At 33.8% G+C, this 17,311-nt stretch carries 21 protein-coding genes; 9 read left to right on the forward strand and 12 right to left on the reverse strand.

All coding sequences use genetic code 11. The features are described from left to right. Positions 1 to 61 precede the first annotated feature (61 nt). Positions 62 to 1,729: a glycerol-3-phosphate dehydrogenase/oxidase gene (locus P178_RS0108000; RefSeq protein ID WP_036145887.1), complete on the forward strand. Its 1,668-nt coding sequence runs from the start codon at positions 62 to 64 to the stop codon at positions 1,727 to 1,729. Here the strand turns inward: P178_RS0108000 and P178_RS0108005 are convergent. After that, entirely contained in the window at positions 1,726 to 2,727 is a 1,002-nt protein-coding gene (locus tag P178_RS0108005) for an NAD(P)H-dependent glycerol-3-phosphate dehydrogenase (protein ID WP_027065732.1), read from the reverse strand. The two genes, P178_RS0108000 and P178_RS0108005, sit on opposite strands and share 4 nt — an antisense overlap. A gap of 110 nt (positions 2,728 to 2,837) precedes the next feature. Here P178_RS0108005 and P178_RS0108010 point away from each other — a divergent pair, with 110 nt between their 5' ends. Then, positions 2,838 to 3,752, forward strand: coding sequence for a hypothetical protein (locus tag P178_RS0108010; protein WP_027065733.1), 915 nt, complete (start codon positions 2,838 to 2,840; stop codon positions 3,750 to 3,752). A gap of 55 nt (positions 3,753 to 3,807) precedes the next feature. On the opposite strand, the gene P178_RS0108015 is transcribed toward P178_RS0108010, so the two are convergent. Together P178_RS0108015 and P178_RS0108020 are read right to left on the reverse strand one after the other, a co-directional pair. After that, entirely contained in the window at positions 3,808 to 4,335 is a 528-nt protein-coding gene (locus tag P178_RS0108015) for a DUF421 domain-containing protein (protein WP_027065734.1), read from the reverse strand. A 124-nt stretch (positions 4,336 to 4,459) separates the two neighbouring features. After that, entirely contained in the window at positions 4,460 to 5,308 is an 849-nt protein-coding gene (locus P178_RS0108020; RefSeq protein WP_027065735.1) for an AraC family transcriptional regulator, read from the reverse strand. Positions 5,309 to 5,452: 144 nt separating this feature from the next. On the opposite strand from P178_RS0108020, the gene P178_RS0108025 reads away from it, so the two are divergent. Next, entirely contained in the window at positions 5,453 to 6,427 is a 975-nt protein-coding gene (locus P178_RS0108025) for a phytanoyl-CoA dioxygenase family protein (RefSeq protein ID WP_027065736.1), read from the forward strand. 83 nt (positions 6,428 to 6,510) lie between these two features. Next, positions 6,511 to 8,136 carry a SulP family inorganic anion transporter gene (locus P178_RS21650; protein WP_051638207.1) on the forward strand — a complete coding sequence of 542 codons (1,626 nt, stop codon included), beginning with the start codon at positions 6,511 to 6,513 and terminating at the stop codon, positions 8,134 to 8,136. Positions 8,137 to 8,164: 28 nt separating this feature from the next. Here the strand turns inward: P178_RS21650 and P178_RS0108035 are convergent, their stop codons facing one another. Together P178_RS0108035 and P178_RS0108040 are read right to left on the reverse strand one after the other, a co-directional pair. Continuing rightward, a complete protein-coding gene (locus tag P178_RS0108035) occupies positions 8,165 to 8,440 on the reverse strand; it encodes a hypothetical protein (RefSeq protein WP_027065737.1) in 276 nt (91 codons plus the stop codon). 119 nt (positions 8,441 to 8,559) lie between these two features. Further along, complete coding sequence (locus P178_RS0108040) at positions 8,560 to 8,934, reverse strand: DoxX family protein (protein ID WP_027065738.1); 375 nt, start codon at positions 8,932 to 8,934, stop codon at positions 8,560 to 8,562. Positions 8,935 to 8,985: 51 nt separating this feature from the next. On the opposite strand from P178_RS0108040, the gene P178_RS0108045 reads away from it, so the two are divergent. The 3 genes from P178_RS0108045 to P178_RS0108055 all read left to right on the forward strand — a co-directional run bounded on the left by P178_RS0108045 (position 8,986) and on the right by P178_RS0108055 (position 10,959). Further along, on the forward strand, positions 8,986 to 9,363 hold the full coding sequence (locus P178_RS0108045; RefSeq protein ID WP_231500518.1) for a DoxX family protein: 378 nt from the start codon (positions 8,986 to 8,988) through the stop codon (positions 9,361 to 9,363). Between the two features lie 61 nt (positions 9,364 to 9,424). Beyond that, the gene (locus tag P178_RS21655) at positions 9,425 to 9,733 is read left to right on the forward strand and encodes a DUF2237 family protein (protein ID WP_036146439.1); all 309 of its coding nucleotides are present in this window, start codon (positions 9,425 to 9,427) and stop codon (positions 9,731 to 9,733) included. A 116-nt stretch (positions 9,734 to 9,849) separates the two neighbouring features. Next, the gene (locus tag P178_RS0108055) at positions 9,850 to 10,959 is read left to right on the forward strand and encodes a lactonase family protein (protein WP_027065740.1); all 1,110 of its coding nucleotides are present in this window, start codon (positions 9,850 to 9,852) and stop codon (positions 10,957 to 10,959) included. Here P178_RS0108055 and trxA read toward each other — a convergent pair. The 5 genes from trxA to P178_RS0108080 form a co-directional block, all read right to left on the reverse strand. Continuing rightward, positions 10,956 to 11,252: a thioredoxin gene (gene trxA / locus P178_RS0108060; protein WP_027065741.1), complete on the reverse strand. Its 297-nt coding sequence runs from the start codon at positions 11,250 to 11,252 to the stop codon at positions 10,956 to 10,958. The two genes, P178_RS0108055 and trxA, sit on opposite strands and share 4 nt — an antisense overlap. Positions 11,253 to 11,288: 36 nt before the next feature. Next, positions 11,289 to 11,978 carry a DsbA family protein gene (locus P178_RS0108065; RefSeq protein WP_027065742.1) on the reverse strand — a complete coding sequence of 230 codons (690 nt, stop codon included), beginning with the start codon at positions 11,976 to 11,978 and terminating at the stop codon, positions 11,289 to 11,291. Positions 11,979 to 12,121: 143 nt separating this feature from the next. Further along, a complete protein-coding gene (locus P178_RS0108070; protein WP_027065743.1) occupies positions 12,122 to 12,601 on the reverse strand; it encodes a c-type cytochrome in 480 nt (159 codons plus the stop codon). Between the two features lie 170 nt (positions 12,602 to 12,771). Further along, positions 12,772 to 13,734, reverse strand: coding sequence for a YheT family hydrolase (locus P178_RS0108075; RefSeq protein ID WP_027065744.1), 963 nt, complete (start codon positions 13,732 to 13,734; stop codon positions 12,772 to 12,774). A 27-nt stretch (positions 13,735 to 13,761) separates the two neighbouring features. Continuing rightward, entirely contained in the window at positions 13,762 to 14,736 is a 975-nt protein-coding gene (locus P178_RS0108080) for an NAD(P)H-dependent flavin oxidoreductase (RefSeq protein WP_027065745.1), read from the reverse strand. A gap of 122 nt (positions 14,737 to 14,858) precedes the next feature. On the opposite strand from P178_RS0108080, the gene P178_RS0108090 reads away from it, so the two are divergent. Together P178_RS0108090 and P178_RS0108095 are read left to right on the forward strand one after the other, a co-directional pair. Then, positions 14,859 to 15,332 carry an acyl-CoA thioesterase gene (locus P178_RS0108090; RefSeq protein ID WP_027065746.1) on the forward strand — a complete coding sequence of 158 codons (474 nt, stop codon included), beginning with the start codon at positions 14,859 to 14,861 and terminating at the stop codon, positions 15,330 to 15,332. 51 nt (positions 15,333 to 15,383) lie between these two features. Further along, positions 15,384 to 16,001 (forward strand): GntR family transcriptional regulator, encoded by a 618-nt coding sequence (locus tag P178_RS0108095; protein ID WP_027065747.1) that lies wholly within the window; start codon positions 15,384 to 15,386, stop codon positions 15,999 to 16,001. 2 nt (positions 16,002 to 16,003) lie between these two features. Here the strand turns inward: P178_RS0108095 and P178_RS0108100 are convergent, their stop codons facing one another. Then, positions 16,004 to 16,900, reverse strand: a complete 897-nt coding sequence (locus P178_RS0108100; protein ID WP_027065748.1) for a DMT family transporter — start codon at positions 16,898 to 16,900, stop codon at positions 16,004 to 16,006. Beyond that, the gene (locus P178_RS0108105; RefSeq protein ID WP_027065749.1) at positions 16,897 to 17,250 is read right to left on the reverse strand and encodes an arsenate reductase family protein; all 354 of its coding nucleotides are present in this window, start codon (positions 17,248 to 17,250) and stop codon (positions 16,897 to 16,899) included. The genes P178_RS0108100 and P178_RS0108105 overlap by 4 nt, the downstream gene beginning before the upstream one ends. Positions 17,251 to 17,311: the final 61 nt, after the last annotated feature.

The following is a 17,311-nucleotide window of genomic DNA, read 5'->3' on the forward strand; positions in this document are numbered from 1 at the left end:
GGGCTTTAACTTTGCTTTATTTATATAAGTACCTTTTAAATAACTAAATAGATCGCTACTGATGAAATATATAAAATTCACCAATTTGGAACGCCAAAAAACAATAGATAATCTAAAATCTGAAGATTTTGACTTAGTGGTTATTGGTGGTGGAATTACTGGAGGTGGAATAGCATTAGACGCCGCATCTCGGGGATTAAAGGTCGCTTTGCTGGAAAAAGGTGATTTTGCTTCTGGTACTAGTAGTAAGTCAACCAAATTAATTCATGGTGGTCTTCGTTATTTAAAGCAGTTCGATTTTTGGTTGGTAAAAGAAGTAGGTTCTGAACGTGCAATTGTACATAAATTGGCGCCACATTTGGTATTGCCAGAGAAGATGTTATTACCGTTAATTGAAAATGGCTCTTATGGTAAATGGTTAACATCTATTGGTCTTAAAGTTTATGATATTCTGGCTCAGGTATCTGGAGACGATAAACGAAAAATGATAGAAAAGAAGGAGGCTATGAAGTTGGAGCCCTTATTACCTAAGAAAATTTTAAACGGTGCGGGATATTATGCCGAATACAGAACAGATGACGCCCGTTTAACTATTGAAAACATTAAAACAAGTTTGTTATTTGGAGCACAGGCGTTGAATTATGCCAAAGTGAACGCGTTTATATATGAAAATGAGAAAGTTGCCGGAGTAAAAGCAACAGATGAGGTTACAGGTCAAGAATTTACGATTAAATCTAAATATGTGATCAGTGCAGCTGGCCCATGGGTAGATGATTTAAGAAGTTTAAACAATTCTAAAAAAGGGAAACAACTTCATTTAACCAAAGGTGTGCATTTGGTATTCCCTTATGAGAAATTACCGGTTAAACAATCTGTGTATTTTGATATTCCAGACGGTAGAATGATGTTTGCTATACCTAGAGGTAAAATCACCTATGTTGGTACTACAGATACAAACTATAATGATAATAAAGACAAGGTAACAACAAACATAGCCGATGCCATCTATTTAATTTCAGCGGTAAATAACATGTTTCCAGATATTAATTTAGAGTTAGATGATATTGTTTCTTCTTGGGCAGGTTTACGTCCTTTAATACATGAAGAAGGTAAATCTGCTTCAGAATTATCAAGAAAAGACGAGATTTTTGTATCAGATACGGGCCTAATAAGTATTGCTGGTGGTAAGTTGACAGGCTACCGTAAAATGGCAGAAAGAGTGGTAGACCGTATTGCTAAAAAGATGGAGGATGAACATGATATCGAATTAAAAGATTGCTACACCGAGAAGATATTTTTAAGTGGAAATGATAATTTCAAGAAATTTAAACACGTTAAAAAATACATTGATCAGGTGTATAGTGAAATTAAAGAAGAAGGGTTTACCAAACATGATGCTTGGTTTTTAGTAACTAATTATGGTAAACAAACCTCTAAGATCCTTGAAACTTACGCTACATTAGTTGACGAAGATAAATATGTTCGTTTAGCTAAAGCAGAATTAGCATTTGGTATTGATTATGAAATGGTACAGAACCCAATGGACTTCTTTATAAGAAGAACGGGTAGATTATATTTCGATATTGAAAGTATTAGAACCTTAATGGAGCCGCTAATGGCGGACTTCCAAAGTAAGTTTAAGGTAGATGATGCTAAAATTGAAGAATGGAGAAAAACGCTGAACGCAGAATTAAAAGAGCATTCAGATTTTTCTTTAGAAAGACCTTAATCTAGTTTGTCGGTTAAATCGTGGAAAACCTTTTTAGGATTCTTATTTTCATAGAGAACTTTATAAACAGCATCTATAATAGGTGTTTTAACCTTTTTGCTGAAGTTTTCTTTAATGTTATAAGCGCTTTTTGCTGCGTAATATCCTTCAGCAATCATACTCATTTCCATTTGTGCACTTTTTACCGTGTACCCTTTACCTATCATATTGCCGAACATTCTGTTTCGGCTAAAAATGGAGTATCCTGTAACCAATAAATCCCCTAAGTAGGCAGATTTATTAATGTTACGATCCAGGTTATGAATACGTTTAGTGTATCGCTTCATTTCACGAATTGCATTGCTCATCAATACACTTTGAAAATTATCTCCATATCCCAGACCATGGGCAATTCCAGCTGCAATAGCATATATATTTTTTAGCATTGCGGCATATTCTGTACCAATGATATCCTTACTAATATTCGTTTTAATGTAATTACTTGATAAGTTTTTCGCTATCAGTTGGGCTTTTTCTTTATCTGCACATGCAATCGTTAAATATGAAAGGCGTTCCATAGCAACTTCTTCTGCATGGCATGGACCGGTAATAACACCAATGTGATCAAATGGTATTTTAAAAACTTCATGAAAATGCTCGCCAACTATTAATCCAGATTCAGGTACGATACCCTTAATAGCGGAAAAAATAATTTTGTCTTTTAGAGAAGATGTTAAATTTTCTAATTCACCTACTAAAAAGGCAGAAGGAATTGCAAAAATCAAAACATCTGCATTGTCGACTGCTTCATTGATATCACTGGTTAAGAGTAATTGCTCAGGTTTAAATTCAACCGAAGTAAGGTAATTTGGATTGTGTTTTTGAGTTTTTATATGTTCAATAGCATCGGTATTTCTCATATACCAACCTACTTGTTTTTGGTTGTTGGTCAACATCTTAACAATAGCCGTAGCCCAACTTCCACCTCCTAAAACCGCAAATTTCGCATCCTTGTTCATGGTGCAAATTTACCAAATATTTAGATGCTCATAATATGATTAGTATCAGTCTTATTTAAATTTTGGCATAGAGATTGTTTCTAGGTAGATAATCTTTTAAATCAAATCATATGAAAACAATAAAACTACTCACAGGATATTTCCTATTGGCCACTTTAATGGTTTCTTGTTATACAGAGGTAATTATTGAAGATGATTTTATAGAAGAGTCAGCTTTTAATACAGATCAAGTTTTGCAAAGCTATGACCTTTGGTATGTAGATATCAATGCAACACGTGGTAATGGTGAGGTTCCTTTTTTACAAAGGGCGTTTACGGTTTCTTTTGATCGCGGCGTATTATATGCTAATAATAACATTGTTGGTATAGGTAAAACAGGTGGTGGCTATGGTATTGATGTAGGTACTTATGGTACCCTAAGAGGTACAGTAGATATAGATCATGATATTGACGGGTCTTGGTTTTTAGAAGTTTACGCGGTTAATAATAATACCATTGAGTTGTATGATGCCAGTACAGATACTTCTTATTATTTGAAAGGGTACCAGATTAATAATTTTGATTATAACACGGTATTCTATGATAATATCAACTACTTCATACAAGAGTATGATGCTTGGGAGAAAATCTATACCAGTGAAACAGGTGCATTAAATGATTTTGATAATGAAAATTACCTACAGTTTTTACCACGTTTTTTCAGGTCTTCTTTAGATGCCCCAAATACGAATATTTCTTATTTACAATGGGATTTTGAAGGTGATTACCAAGTGTACAATATTCAGGGTGATAATTCATTGAAAACATTGACTTTAGACTATAATTTTATGGGTGATGATTATTTTGAACTATATGTAATAAACGATAGCACTATAGAATTATATCACCCAGATAGTGGAACTACTTACGAATTTAAAGGAAGGGGTTACCAAGAGTATTTGAAGTCTAGTAAAAGTGCAGAGAGTAAAAAGAGAAGTAAATCTTCTAACCCAACAATGAATGTTGAAAGGAAGAAAGCAAAATAGTTTTTAAGTTGATTGTCTTAAGAATGCCCTATTCAATTTGAATAGGGCATTTTTTTTAAGTATCAGATTTAACATCTTCCATAATTATAGCATCAATATCTATTTGGTCTTCTGAATGTAAAACGGAAATATCTCCAGTTGTTTCAAATATGACTGCCTTTACTTGGGATAGTTGTAAAACATTAGCCTCTCGTAACTTCCCCATTAAATCAGCTTGACTTACCAAAGCTTTATTTAAATTTTCTCTAAGAATAACACCATTCTTCATTAATAAAATGGGAGTGTTTGTTATAACTTTTTGAGCCGTATCAGAAGATGATAGTATTTTTGCGAATATGGCTTGTAATCCTGCCAATAGGGCAAGAGAGACAATTGCAGGCATCAAACTAGAAACAGGTTTGTTTACTGCATCAGCAAGAATAGACCCCATTGCAATAGTAACGGCAAAATCGAAACTTGTCATTTTTGCAAATGTTCTTTTACCGGTTACTCTAGTAACGAACATAATATATAAATAGATGAAAACAGCCGCAATACACATTTGTAAAACGGTTTTCAAAGAAAGTGGATCAAAGATTTCCATGGTTGTTTTTTAGAAACTAAACAGTGTCGCAAATGTGCTATGCTGTACAGATTAATAATATTTTTCTAAAAATAATATGGTCTCACTTTATAAGTTTCCTCTATTGCCTATAATGATGCTTCATTTAACTGGTGTGCAATCTTTTTTTGAACGCAGATGGATTTTCCCCTGTTACTTTCTTAAATGTTCTATTGAAATAAGAAAGACTTTCAAAACCACATTCAAAGCATGTTTCAGTTACATTTTTTCCAGTAAGTAACATGCGTTTAGACTGGCTAATACGATATTGATTTAAGAATTCTATAAAAGTACTGCCGGTAGCTTTTTTAAAATATCGGCAGAACGCTGGTTTCGTTAAATTACAGAATTTAGCAACTTCATCTACAGAAATTTTACCTTGGTAACGTTCATCAATTAGTGCATAAATATCACGTATTCTGCTTTGCTCTTTTTTACTGTATCTATTTTTATAAGGCTTCTTATGAAGTAATTCGAACTCATTGCTTTGCGACAATCTTTTAAGAATACTCATAATAGCCATAAAATATTCAAAAGGTTTAAGAGTGTGCAGTTCCTTTAATAAATTACCCACTTCTTTCTTTGTTTCGCCATGAAATGCAATTCCGTAGCGTGATAAATCTAATAATCTATTTAGGCTTTGTAATTCTGGTAAAGGGTCTACAAATGTGTTCTTAAAACTGGGTTTAATATGTAAAACTTCTTTACGATAATCTGTATTGACGCCATAGTCGAAATTTAAGTGGGGAATATTAGATCCAATAAGAACTAAGTCTGTTTCTTCGTATTCAGAAATGTGGTCGCCGACATGTCTAGTTCCATTTGCATTCTCAATATATACTAGCTCATATTCTGGATGAAAATGCCAAAAGAAAAGATGGCTCAACTTGGGGTCGTGCAAAAGTCTGAACGGACTTTTAGAGTTAGAATCGATGGTTTCTAGTTCAATCTTCATTCGATAAATGTAACAAAATTGCAGATAATTTATGTGTTTAGGGTTTTATAAATCAATATTGTTCAAATTATGGTCAATATTACGGTGGTTTAAGTTGCTAAGGCTCAATAGTTTTGTTATGAACAATAACTTAAATCAAACACTATGAAACAGACTAAAAATATTGTAGAGCAAGGTAATAAAGCACACAAAGATATCCCAGGAAATCCATCTACCGCAACTAGTAGTAAACAAAAATTAAATGATCGTTCTAATGGAAATTCACTTCGTGTACTCAGCGAAGAGGATTGGAAATTTTGGATAGAGAACGGGTACATTGTCATTAAAAATGCAGTGCCTTTAGACCAGGCAAAAGCAACCGCTGATTTTCTTTGGGAATTTGATGAAAAGAATCCTACAGATTCTTCAACATGGTACGCGCCACCAAGAGCAGAAATGCAAATGAAAGAATTAACGGGAACGGGTATGGTTGAGGTTTACAACCATCAACATTTATGGAACAATAGACAAACGCAAAGAATATATGATGCATTTGTAGATGTATGGGGAACAGAAAAGTTATGGGTGACCATTGATCGAGCCAATCTCAATTTTCCATTACCTAAGGGAGTAGAAAAGAAAGGATTTATTCATTGGGATTATGATCCGGAGACCAAACCACAAAACGTTCAAGGAGTATTGGCATTGGCTGATCAAGATGATGAGAATATGGGTGGCTTTCAATGTATACCATGGTTGTACCGCAATTATGATTCTTGGAAATTATCACAACCAGATGATAGAGACCGTTTTCAACCTTCTTTAGATGGTTTGGAAGATAAAATTGTAAAAGTAAAAATGAATACGGGAGATTTATTGATTTTTAATAGTACCCAACCACATGGTATAAGACCTAATAAATCTAAAGATAAAGTTAGGATAGCACAGTACATTTCAATGATGCCGGCTGAGCCAGAAAATAAAGAAATGCGTAATTGGAGAGTCAACTCTTGGAAGAACAAAATCGCCCCTGATGGGTATGCATTTCCGGGTGATCCGCGTAAATGGGAACAAACCAAATATGAAACTGCTAAACTATCACCGTTAGGAGAAAGATTATTGGGATTAAAAGACTGGTAGACAGATAATTTGGTAATAATTAGCAGGTTTGTGGTGAGGCCAGTAAATATTACTATTTTTGCGCCCTTTAAAGTTAGAGGAACATGGCGAAGGTTTTCAATTTATTCGATTTCAAACAGAAGGTAGATTATAAAAATGAAATTTTAGCGGGCTTAACGGTCGCTATGACAATGATTCCAGAATCATTGATGTTTGCAATTCTTGCAGGATTTTCACCATTAGTAGGTTTGTATGGTGCTTTTATAATGGGATTGGTTACTGCAATTTTTGGTGGAAGACCAGGATTAATTTCTGGTGGAGCAGGTGCGACCGTGGTTGTACTAATGGCACTAATGAATTCTCACGGTCTAGAATACGTTTTTGCAGCAGTTGCTTTGGCAGGTGTATTTCAGTTGATTGTAGGTTTTTTAAAGCTTGGTAAGTTTATTCGTTTGGTACCACAGCCCGTTATGTTTGGGTTTGTTAATGGTTTGGCCATTATTATTTTTATGGCCCAAATGGACCAATTTAAGGTAGGCGTAGGAGATGCTGCAGTTTGGCTTACCGGTACTGCCATGTACACTATGGTAGGCTTGGTGTTATTTACAATTGCAATAATTGTTTTTGTTCCTAGAATTACCAAAGCAGTCCCAGCTTCATTAATAGGGATTATTGTGGTTTTTATAGTGGTGTATTTTTTAAATATTGATACCAAACAAGTAGTGGATATCATTAATCAAGATACGCTACCTGGAGAAGAACTAAAGTCGCTTAGTGGGTCTTTACCCTCTTTTCATATACCAACTATTCCTTTTACGTTAGAAGCCTTTAAAATTATTTTACCGTACGGATTAATAATGGCAGCAGTTGGACTTACAGAAGGATTGCTAACGTTAAACTTGGTAGATGAGATTACTGGTACAAAAGGTAATAGTAACAGAGAGTGTTTGGCTCAAGGAGGAGCAAATATATTGAATGGATTTTTTGGAGGAATGGGTGGTTGTCCAATGATTGCACAAACATTGGTGAATCTATCCGCTGGTTCAAGAGCTCGGTTGTCTGGTATAATTGCTGCGTTAACTATATTGTTAATAATATTGTTTGGAGCACCTGTAATAGAACTTGTTCCTATAGCTGCATTAGTAGGGGTTATGGTAATGGTATCGGTAGGTACATTTGAATGGGCAAGTTTTAAAGCTTTTAGAAGAATGCCTAAATCAGATATTTTTGTAATGATTTTGGTAACTTTAATTACGGTTATTTTACACAATTTAGCGTTGGCAGTTTTGATAGGAGTAATAATTTCAGCACTAGTATTTGCTTGGGAAAGTGCTAAAAGAATTAGAGCTAGAAAATACGTTGATGAATTTGGTGTTAAGCATTATGAAATCTACGGACCTTTATTCTTCGGTTCTACAACACTTTTTAATGAAAAATTCGATGTTCAAGGAGATCCAAGTGAAGTAATTATCGATTTTAAAGAAAGCCGTATTGCTGATATGAGTGGTATAGAAGCCTTGAATAAAATTACAGAACGATATGCCAAAGTTGGTAAAAAACTTCATCTACGTCATTTAAGTAAAGACTGCATTCGTTTATTAGCTGATGCTGAAGAAATTATTGAGGTAAATGTTATGGAAGACCCAACATATAAGGTTATGGTAAACAAGCCTCTTTCTAAAACAAAAGATGCCGAAACCAAAAACCCATTTAAACTTTGGGGTTTATAGAAGACCTTACTTTAGTTATTGTTGTTACTTAAAAATGATAGATAGCGTAAAAGACTCCTAAGACAATAGCTAGAGAAAGTATATAAAAACCTATTTCTTGTATGTTATCTTTTTTGGCTTGAGCTCTTATTTTGTCACGTACTACTTTACGCTCGAGATCGGTTAGTTCTTTAAAGTGAAGTTTTGTTTCTTGTGAGTAGTCAATATAATCTTTACGTAATTCTCTAAAGCTTCTACTTTTCTTAAGTAAAAGTCTATTTGACTTTAAAACTTGTGTTGCATGCCCTGAGAATCCCATCGTCATATCTTTCTTATATGTAGAGAATTTGGAGGTTTTGTTACATAAAATCTTATCTATTTTAATATATGGGTGCTACTTATAAGATTCTAAATTATCAAGGATAGCATATCTTTTTTAGCCATTTATACCATGTAGGATTGACTAATAATAAAAAGAGATAGTAGTAGGAATATTGCTGCGGGCATTGACTGTTTTAGTGAATCTTTAATCTTTACATGCATTAATATGGCACCTACCATTAGTATTGCCATTAAACCGGCAGAAGGTAGGGTTAACATAGGTGCCCAGATTGAAACTATAAAGCCTAGAGCACTAAGTACTTTTAAGGCGCCAATAAAATACATAGTAGATTCTGATAATCCATAAGCGGCGAATTCTTCTTTCATTGAAGAAGCGTCACCTCCTCTGTACATTGTTTTCTTATTAAAGCGAAAAAACCACACATTAATAATTGATATGAAGATAATTACTTTGGCTAGAATACTGATATAATCCATTTTGTTTAATATATTTGAAATAAAATTAAACAAAATATTTTAAACTTGGATATGTTATTTACAAATTTTAAAGAATACATGTGGTTGACCAAGGCGATTATCATATTTTCGGGAGTATCATTTCTGTTTTTTGGAATCAGTTGTTTGTTCTCGAATTTTATGGTTCTAGAGTTTAAAAGATATGATTTAGAGAAATTTAGAGTTTTGGTAGGTCTACTTCAATTATTAGGCTCGTTAGGTCTTTTACTTGGTTTTTTTTCAAAAAATTGGGCAATATTAGCAAGTTTAGGTTTGGCGGTTTTAATGGCTATTGGGTTTATGGTAAGAGTTAAAATTAAAGACCCATTTATATTATCTTTTCCTTCTTTATTTTATGCTGTCTTAAACATGATATTGTTTGTGATTTTATTTCGATTTGAAAATGAATGATTTTAATGGTATAGAAATTATTTACCTTGATAATTCATTAAGAAACTTTAAAATTTAAAGTATGGAAGTTAATGTTCTAAATACCAAATTAATAGCCTGTTGTTACGAGCCACTAACTGGTTTTTATCGTGACGGTTTCTGCAAAACAGGACTAGAAGATAGCGGCACACATACAGTATGCGCCGTTATGACCAAAGAATTTTTAGAATACTCAAAAAATCAAGGAAATGATTTAATTACTCCGTTGCCCATGTATCATTTTCCAGGTCTAAAAGCAGGTGATAAATGGTGTTTATGTGCTAAACGTTGGTTACAAGCTTATAAAGCTGGTGTTGCTCCTGCTGTAGTTTTAGAAGCTACCCATAAATAGACCTTAGATTATATTGATTTTACATCACTTTTAGAGGCTAAGTTCTAATCATTTAATAAAGCAATTTTTGTTACGACATAAGTGTTGCGTGTAAAAATTGTTCTTATTTTTAAAGGATGAAATATAAAGCCATAGTAGTAGTCTTAATAACTATTACCACATTATGTATTATAAACAGCTGTAAAGTGGAAGAAGTTAAAAATGAAGAGGTACTATTCGTAGGAACCTATACGGATGGTGATAGTGAAGGAATCTATAGATTTAATTTCAATCTAGATACCGGGGAATTAAAAAATAAAGTAGTAGCTGCAAAAATTAAAAATCCTTCTTATATAGCATTTTCTACAAACGGAAGTTCTTTATATGCCGTAAGCGAGGTAGATGATTTCAAAAAGGATGATGGTTCAATTACCACATTTACAGTTAAAGATACAACCCTTGTTAAGGTTAATGAACAGTCTACTTATGGTGCTAATCCATGTTATGTTGGTGTTAGTGAAAATGGAAAATTAGTTGCCGTTGCCAATTACACCGGCGGAAATGTAGCGATTTATAATGCTTTAGAAGATGGGAGTCTTAAACCGTCTCCTCAAGTAATTGATCAAAAGCGTATAGATACAAGTAAGACGGCACACGCTCACATGGCATCGTTTTTAAATGATGAATTAATTGTGTCAGACTTGGGGTTAGACAGAATAAAAAAATACAGTGAATTGAATGGAAAATTCGTTGCAAGTAACCAGAAAGAATTGGTGGTTGCCGAAGGTGCTGGGCCAAGACATTTTGTAACTTCTGCTAACGGAGAATATCTTTATGTTATTAATGAGTTGAATTCTACCATTACCGTATTTAAAAAAGATGGAGATAAATATTATGGTATTGAAACCCTTGATACGGTAGCGTCAGATTTTGAAGGAGATAGCTATTGCGCAGATCTTCATTTATCTCCAGATGGTAAATTTTTATATGGTACCAACAGAGGTGAGAATACTGTAGTAATTTTTAAAATAGATGATACTACAGGAAAACTAAAATTGGTGGGCAGAGAGTCTATAAAAGGAGATTGGCCCAGAAATTTCACTATTGATCCTTCAGGAAAATATGTACTGGTAGCAAATCAACGAAGCAACAACATTGTTGTTTTTAAAAGGGATTTAGAGAATGGAACCCTAAGTTTTGTAAGCCAGGTTGATTTGCCTAGTCCAGTATGCTTAAAATTTTACTAGTTAGATTTAATGACCTGTAGTAAGTCGTTTTTTGGAACTACTCCAGACTGTCTCCAGACTTGCTTGCCATCTTTGAACAAAATCATAGTAGGTACACCCCTAACTTGATATTGAGAAGCTAAAGCTTGATTTTTATCTACATCAATTTTAACGACTTTAATAGCGTCGCCTAAGTCTCCCTTTACTTCCTTTAAAATAGGAGCAAGCGTTTTACATGGTCCACACCAATCAGCAAAAAAGTCTACTAAAACTGGAGTTTCCCCTTTTATTATTTCAGAAAATGATGATTTCATATCTTTTGATTTATCAGTTTTATATTAGTTTTAAAATTAACAAGCTCCAGTACTAGGGTCGCAGCTGTCTCCTATACCTATAATTTTTAAAGGTGCCACTTGTTGAAAAGCTTCTAAAAAGGCAGCTGGTGGTTGTGCACCACTAATACCAAATTTATCATTGATTATAAAAAATGGAACGCTATTAACACCACGTTGTTGGTAATGTGCAATTTCTTGTTTTACCGCATATGCGATAGCGTCATCATTAAGTATATTCTGTGTTTTTTCAGCAGACCATTCATATTCAGACATGATGGAACTTAAAACATCAACATCGTTTAAAAGAAGATTTTCATCAAAATAAGCTTTCATAAAACGTTCTTTCAATTCATCTTTAAATCCTTCTTCACCTGCAATATGTAATAGTTGATGTAATGGTAAGGTATTTACTGCCAACCATTTGTTACCAAAATTAAAAGTAATACCTTCTTCTTTCCCACTTTCTACTAAGCGGTTTGTCATTTCAAGCGGACCGTCAAGACTTCCAAATTTGTTGGTTAAGTATGTGTCTCTATCCAATCCTTCTTTTGGAATATTAGGGTCTAATTGAAAAGGATGCCACTCTATTTCTATTTCGGCACCATCCCACTGCGCTATTGCTTTCTCTAATCTCTTCTTACCAACATAACACCAAGGGCAAGCTACATCAGAAACTATATCTATTTTTATTTTATCGTTTTGCATATCTCGATTATTTCATATTACCTCTACTTGGTCGTAAAAAGTGGTGAAAACATACTTTTTATAAAGATAATGGGAGTTGCTTAAAAAAAGAAAACCCTTTCATATTTATGAAAGGGTTTTCGGTATTAGGTTGGCGTTTTAATTTAGAGTGTACGTAAGTATTCTGCTAAGTTACGCGCCTCTTCTTCATTTAAATTTTGATTAAGCATAATAGCATTGTTGTATTCTTTCAATAATGCCTTTGCAATTGGATCTTCTTTCAACATTTTATCAGGATTGATAATCATGTTCATAACCCATTCTGGACTTCTACGCTCGTAAACCCCTTTTAATGCAGGTCCGATCATACGTTGTTCTGCCATATGACAAGCAGTACAAATTGCCTGAAATTTTTCTTTACCGGCAGCAGCCATTTCCTCGTTAATAGTATCGTCAAATTTGACACTAGTTATTGGACCAACACCTTTATTATCTAAATCTACTGGTACACTTTGGCTTGCTGTTTCAGCTTTAACTTCTTTTTTGGTTCTGTTCATTTCAAAACCTTCTTTTTTCTCTTCTTTCTTTTCTCCGCAGCTGATAATCAATGTGCTAAGAGCTAATAAAGTGAATAATTTGCGCATACCTTTTCTATATTTTAAATGTTGTCTATCAAATGAGCGACTAATATATGAATTTTTGCGGGGTTGCAGTATATTTTAATAAGGTTGTATTATGGATTTTCACCAATAATAGTAAGCAACTAACAAATTTGTGATATCAATTTATATCTGTTCTATTTAAGAGGCTTGTTTTAGGCGAGATTCTCTAAAAATTCTAATGTACGGCGTTCTGCATATGTAAAGTTGTTACTGACATAAAAACCAACATGACCCCCATATTTTGGTATTTCTAGATAAAGGTTTCTGTGGTGTTTTGCAATTTCTATAGGGTAACATTCAGATCCTAAAAAAGAATCGTTTAGAGCATTGATAATTAGCGTTGGGACCGTAATATTTTCTAAAAATTGAAGACTACTGCTCTTTGTGTAATAATCCATTGCATCTTTAAAGCCATGTGCTCTACTCGTATAAATGTCGTCAAAGTCTTTAAGAGTTTTAATATTGTCAATATCGGTATCAGAGATATTATCAGGGAAGAGCTCTTGTTTTAGTTTTAGCTTGTCAATAAGGTTTCCTCTGAATCTTCTAGCATACAATGCATTTTTAAATTGAAGTAACTGGTGAAGTGAATCTGCTAATTGACAAGGAACGGAAATAGCAACCGCACCTTTAATTTCTTTAGGTAATTGTCTTTCTTCACCTAGGTACTTTAGTAACAGATTACCACCAAGACTGAAACCGTGTAAATAAATGCTAGTGTATTCATCTAATTGTAATACATGTTCAATGACCGCTTGTAAATCTTCGGTGGCACCAGAATGGTAAGAGCGAAAGAGCTTATTTGCAGTACCACTACATCCTCTTAAGTTTATGGCGCAAACATCAAAGCCAGATTGTGTCAATAATTTAGCACTTCCCTTTATATATGCCCGTTTTGTACTACCCTCTAAACCATGAATTATTATTACCAGTTTGTTTGAAGGAGATTTTCCATAACTCCAGTCGGTGTCTAAAAAGTCAGAATCGGGCAAAGTAATACGAATGCGTATTTGTTCTAGATTTTCAACCTTTCTTACCAGTCCAGAATATATGGTAGACAAGTGTCCGTTTTTAAAAAATAAAGGCGGGTTGTATGAAGAATCTATTAAAGGCATCTTTATATAAAAGCTAAATTTCTGAATTTACTTTGGGTAAGTTTCCAATACTTTTATTTGTTCTTCAACGGCCTCCTTAAATTCAGTTTTTAAATGGGATACCAATTCGGTTACCGAGGTAGAATCATTAATAAGAGCAGAACCTTGCCCTGCCGACCAAATGGTTTTCCATGCTTTAGCCTCAGTATCTAGCTCTTTTCCAAAATCTATTTTTACATCTTTTTTTAAATCATCTTCCGTAATACCTGCAGCTTTTAAGCTGGCACTAAGGAAATTGGCATGTACCCCAGAAATAGAAGCGGTATAAACCACATCGCTAGCACCGGCATCAATAATCATTTGGCGATATTCTGGTGTGGCTTTACTTTCATTGGTATTAATAAAGCGAGTTCCCATATATGCTAAATCCGCGCCCATTTGTAATGCAGAGGCAATATCTCTACCAGTACTTATGCAACCAGAAAGTAGAATAGTTTTATGGAAAAATTTCTTTATTTCTGCAACTAATGGCATTGGGTTAATGTTACCCGCATGACCTCCGGCACCAGCTGCAACAAGAATTAATCCGTCAACACCAGCTTCTGCCGCCTTTTCTGCGTGACGTTTTTTAATAACATCGTGAAAAACCAGTCCGCCATAACTATGAATAGTATCTACAACTTGTGAAACTGCACCTAGTGAAGTAATAATTAACGGTACCTTATGTTTTACACAAATTTTAATATCAGCTTCTAATCTTGGGTTTGTTGCGTGCACAATTAGATTTACACCAAACGGTGCAGCTTTTTTACCTGTTTCTTCTTCAAACGTTTTTAAGGCAGATTTAATTTCAATAACCCATTCCTCAAATCCTTCAGTTGAACGTTGGTTCAAAGCAGGAAAAGTACCGACAATACCATTTTTACAGCATTCAATGACCAACTGTGGTCCAGAAATTAAAAACATTGGAGCTGCAACTATTGGTAATGATAATTCTTTTATGAAAGCAGGTTTTGTTGACATAACAATATGAATTTTGAAAGAGACTTAAAAATAACTATAAAAAACGGTGTTCTTTATTTCTTAGATTTCAAAACTATGTTATTTTTATGGGGTATTATGCATGCATAACAAAAAATATAAATATGTACTTTAAAGATTTTGAGATACGATGGAGCGACGTTGATGCAAACCGTCACTTGGCCAATTCGGCATATATTAACTTTATGAGCCATACGCGTATGGCTTTTTTAATAGAGCAAGGTTTTGATCATAAGACAATGGCTGCCCATGAAATAGGACCTGTGGTGTTTTATGAGCATGTATATTATTTTAAAGAAGCATTTCCTGGCAAGCCAATAAAAGTTTCTTTAGAAATTATGGGTTTAAGCGAAGATGGAATGTTTTTTGAGTTTCATCATAATTTTTATAATCATAAAGGCGAGAATATAGCCCGTTGCGAAATGATGGGTGCGTGGATAGATTTAAAAGCTAGAAAGCTTACAGGCTTAACTAATGATTTACTTAGTAAGTTCAGTGCGCTAGAAAAAGCAGAAGGTTTTAAGGTGCTTACAAAAGAAGATTCTAGAAAATTCGCGAGAGTTCCTAAAAATTTATAGGAATTGGAATGTTAAAAAGATTATTTTTAAGTAACAAATTATAATGAATTAATGGTTAGCCTACCAGAAGAAGTATTTCAAGAGACATACGGTAAAGTTAAAAAGTTGATTGTCACCAAGAAATTGGCGCCTGGTCAGCTAATAACTGAACATAGGCTATCGCACACCTTAAATATTAAAGACGATACCATACCAGTTGTGCTGCTTCAGCTAAAACAAGAGAATCTACTGGTAGGGAGTTTGGATAGTGGTCTTCTGGTTAGGGAATTGTGTGAACAAGAAATTGCAGAAATGTTTGATTGTAGAATAGCGTTGGAAACAATGACGGTAAAATTATTTACCCGTAACGCGCCACAATCTAAAATTGATGATTTAAGGAATCTTCTTGTTCCATTTGAAAATGGTCCAAAAAACAACTACGTTTTCTATAAGATAGATAGATATTTTCATGAGTTTATTGCTAAAAATTGTGGTAATAGAACATTATACCAGCTTTTTAAATCTGCAAAAATCTTATCCTTCATGGATCTTGTGGGTTTAAATAGACCTTTGAATGAAATTATGAAAGAACATCTTAATTTGGTGTCAGCTATGCATCAACGAGATGAGGAACAAGCTGTAAAAATAATATCACTTCATTTAGAAAACGCTAAAAAATCACATCTTTAAGTTTATTGAACTTGTCGCTTTGGTCTTTTACTAGAAAGGTAAACACCAACTAAAACAAAACAACCAGCTACAATTTTAATAGTTGTGATTGTATCTTGTCCCGTTAATACGGCATAAAAAATACCTACTAAAGGCTGAACATAAACAAAAGCACTTAGCGTAGAAGCTTTTAATTGGGTTAAGGCAAAAATGTTAAATAGGTATGTACAAAATGTAGTTCCTAGAATTACAAAGCCAATACCAAAATAAGCTTCAGGGGGTAATGTATTCCATGATATTTCCATAAATTCTTCATACCCGAACGGTAAACAAATAAGTACACCTAATGAGAATAACCATTTCATGAAAGTGAATGGGTGGTATTTGGAAATTAGTACTTTGACTAAAACAAGGTAAGAGCCGTAGAATACAGAATTCATAAATATCAAGAAATTTCCAAGAGGAATATTTGGGGCGTCTTGCCTAACTTCAGTTCCAAATAATATTAAACCTAGAGCCCCAAGAAGTCCTATGGCAATACCAAGAATTTTCCTGCCTGAAATCTTTTCTTTTAAAATTACAGCCGATAGTATTAAAACTACGATAGGTACAGTGGTTATTAATACGGCACTATTAATAGGGGTAGAAAGTGATAACCCTTTAAAAAAGACCAACATATTCATTGCCATGCCTAATAAAGCACAGATGAGCATACGTAGATAATCTTTAGGATCAATACGTTCTTTTGGCCCTAAAGGTGAAATCAGCCAAAATAAAATAGCGGCACCTGTTACCCTAAGGATAATGAAACCAAAAGGTTGAACATAATGTGGCATTATCCCTTTAGCGATAGTATGGTTTACCCCATAGATGGTAGTTGCTCCTAAGGCAGCAAGTATGGCGAGTAGTCTTTTGTTCACGAGTGAATTGCCATTTTAGCGGCTTCAACCACTTTTTTACTGTTCCCAATAAAAATTTGGTTTTCTACAATAATAACAGGTCGTTTTAAAAAGGTGTATTGTTCTAAAATTAGGTCTTTGAAATCTGCTTCTGTAAGATTTTGTTCTTTTAAGTTTCTCTCACGGTATAAAACTGCTCTTTTGCTGAATAAAGATTCATAACTATTAGAAAGGCTATGCATTTGCTCTAATTGAGAAGCGGTAATCGGTTCTGTTTTTATATCCTGTAATTCGAAATCAGTAAGTGGTTGTAATTCTTTAATAATCCTCTGGCAGGTAGAACAAGTACTTAAATGGTATATTTTTTTCATGCTTTTGGATATTTTATAAAGTGTATTTAATACTATAGATGATTAAAACACTAGTTTTTGA

Origin of the sequence: Maribacter sp. Hel_I_7 (assembly GCF_000688315.1) — a bacterium.
Taxonomy (GTDB): Bacteria; Bacteroidota; Bacteroidia; order Flavobacteriales; family Flavobacteriaceae; genus Maribacter; species Maribacter stanieri.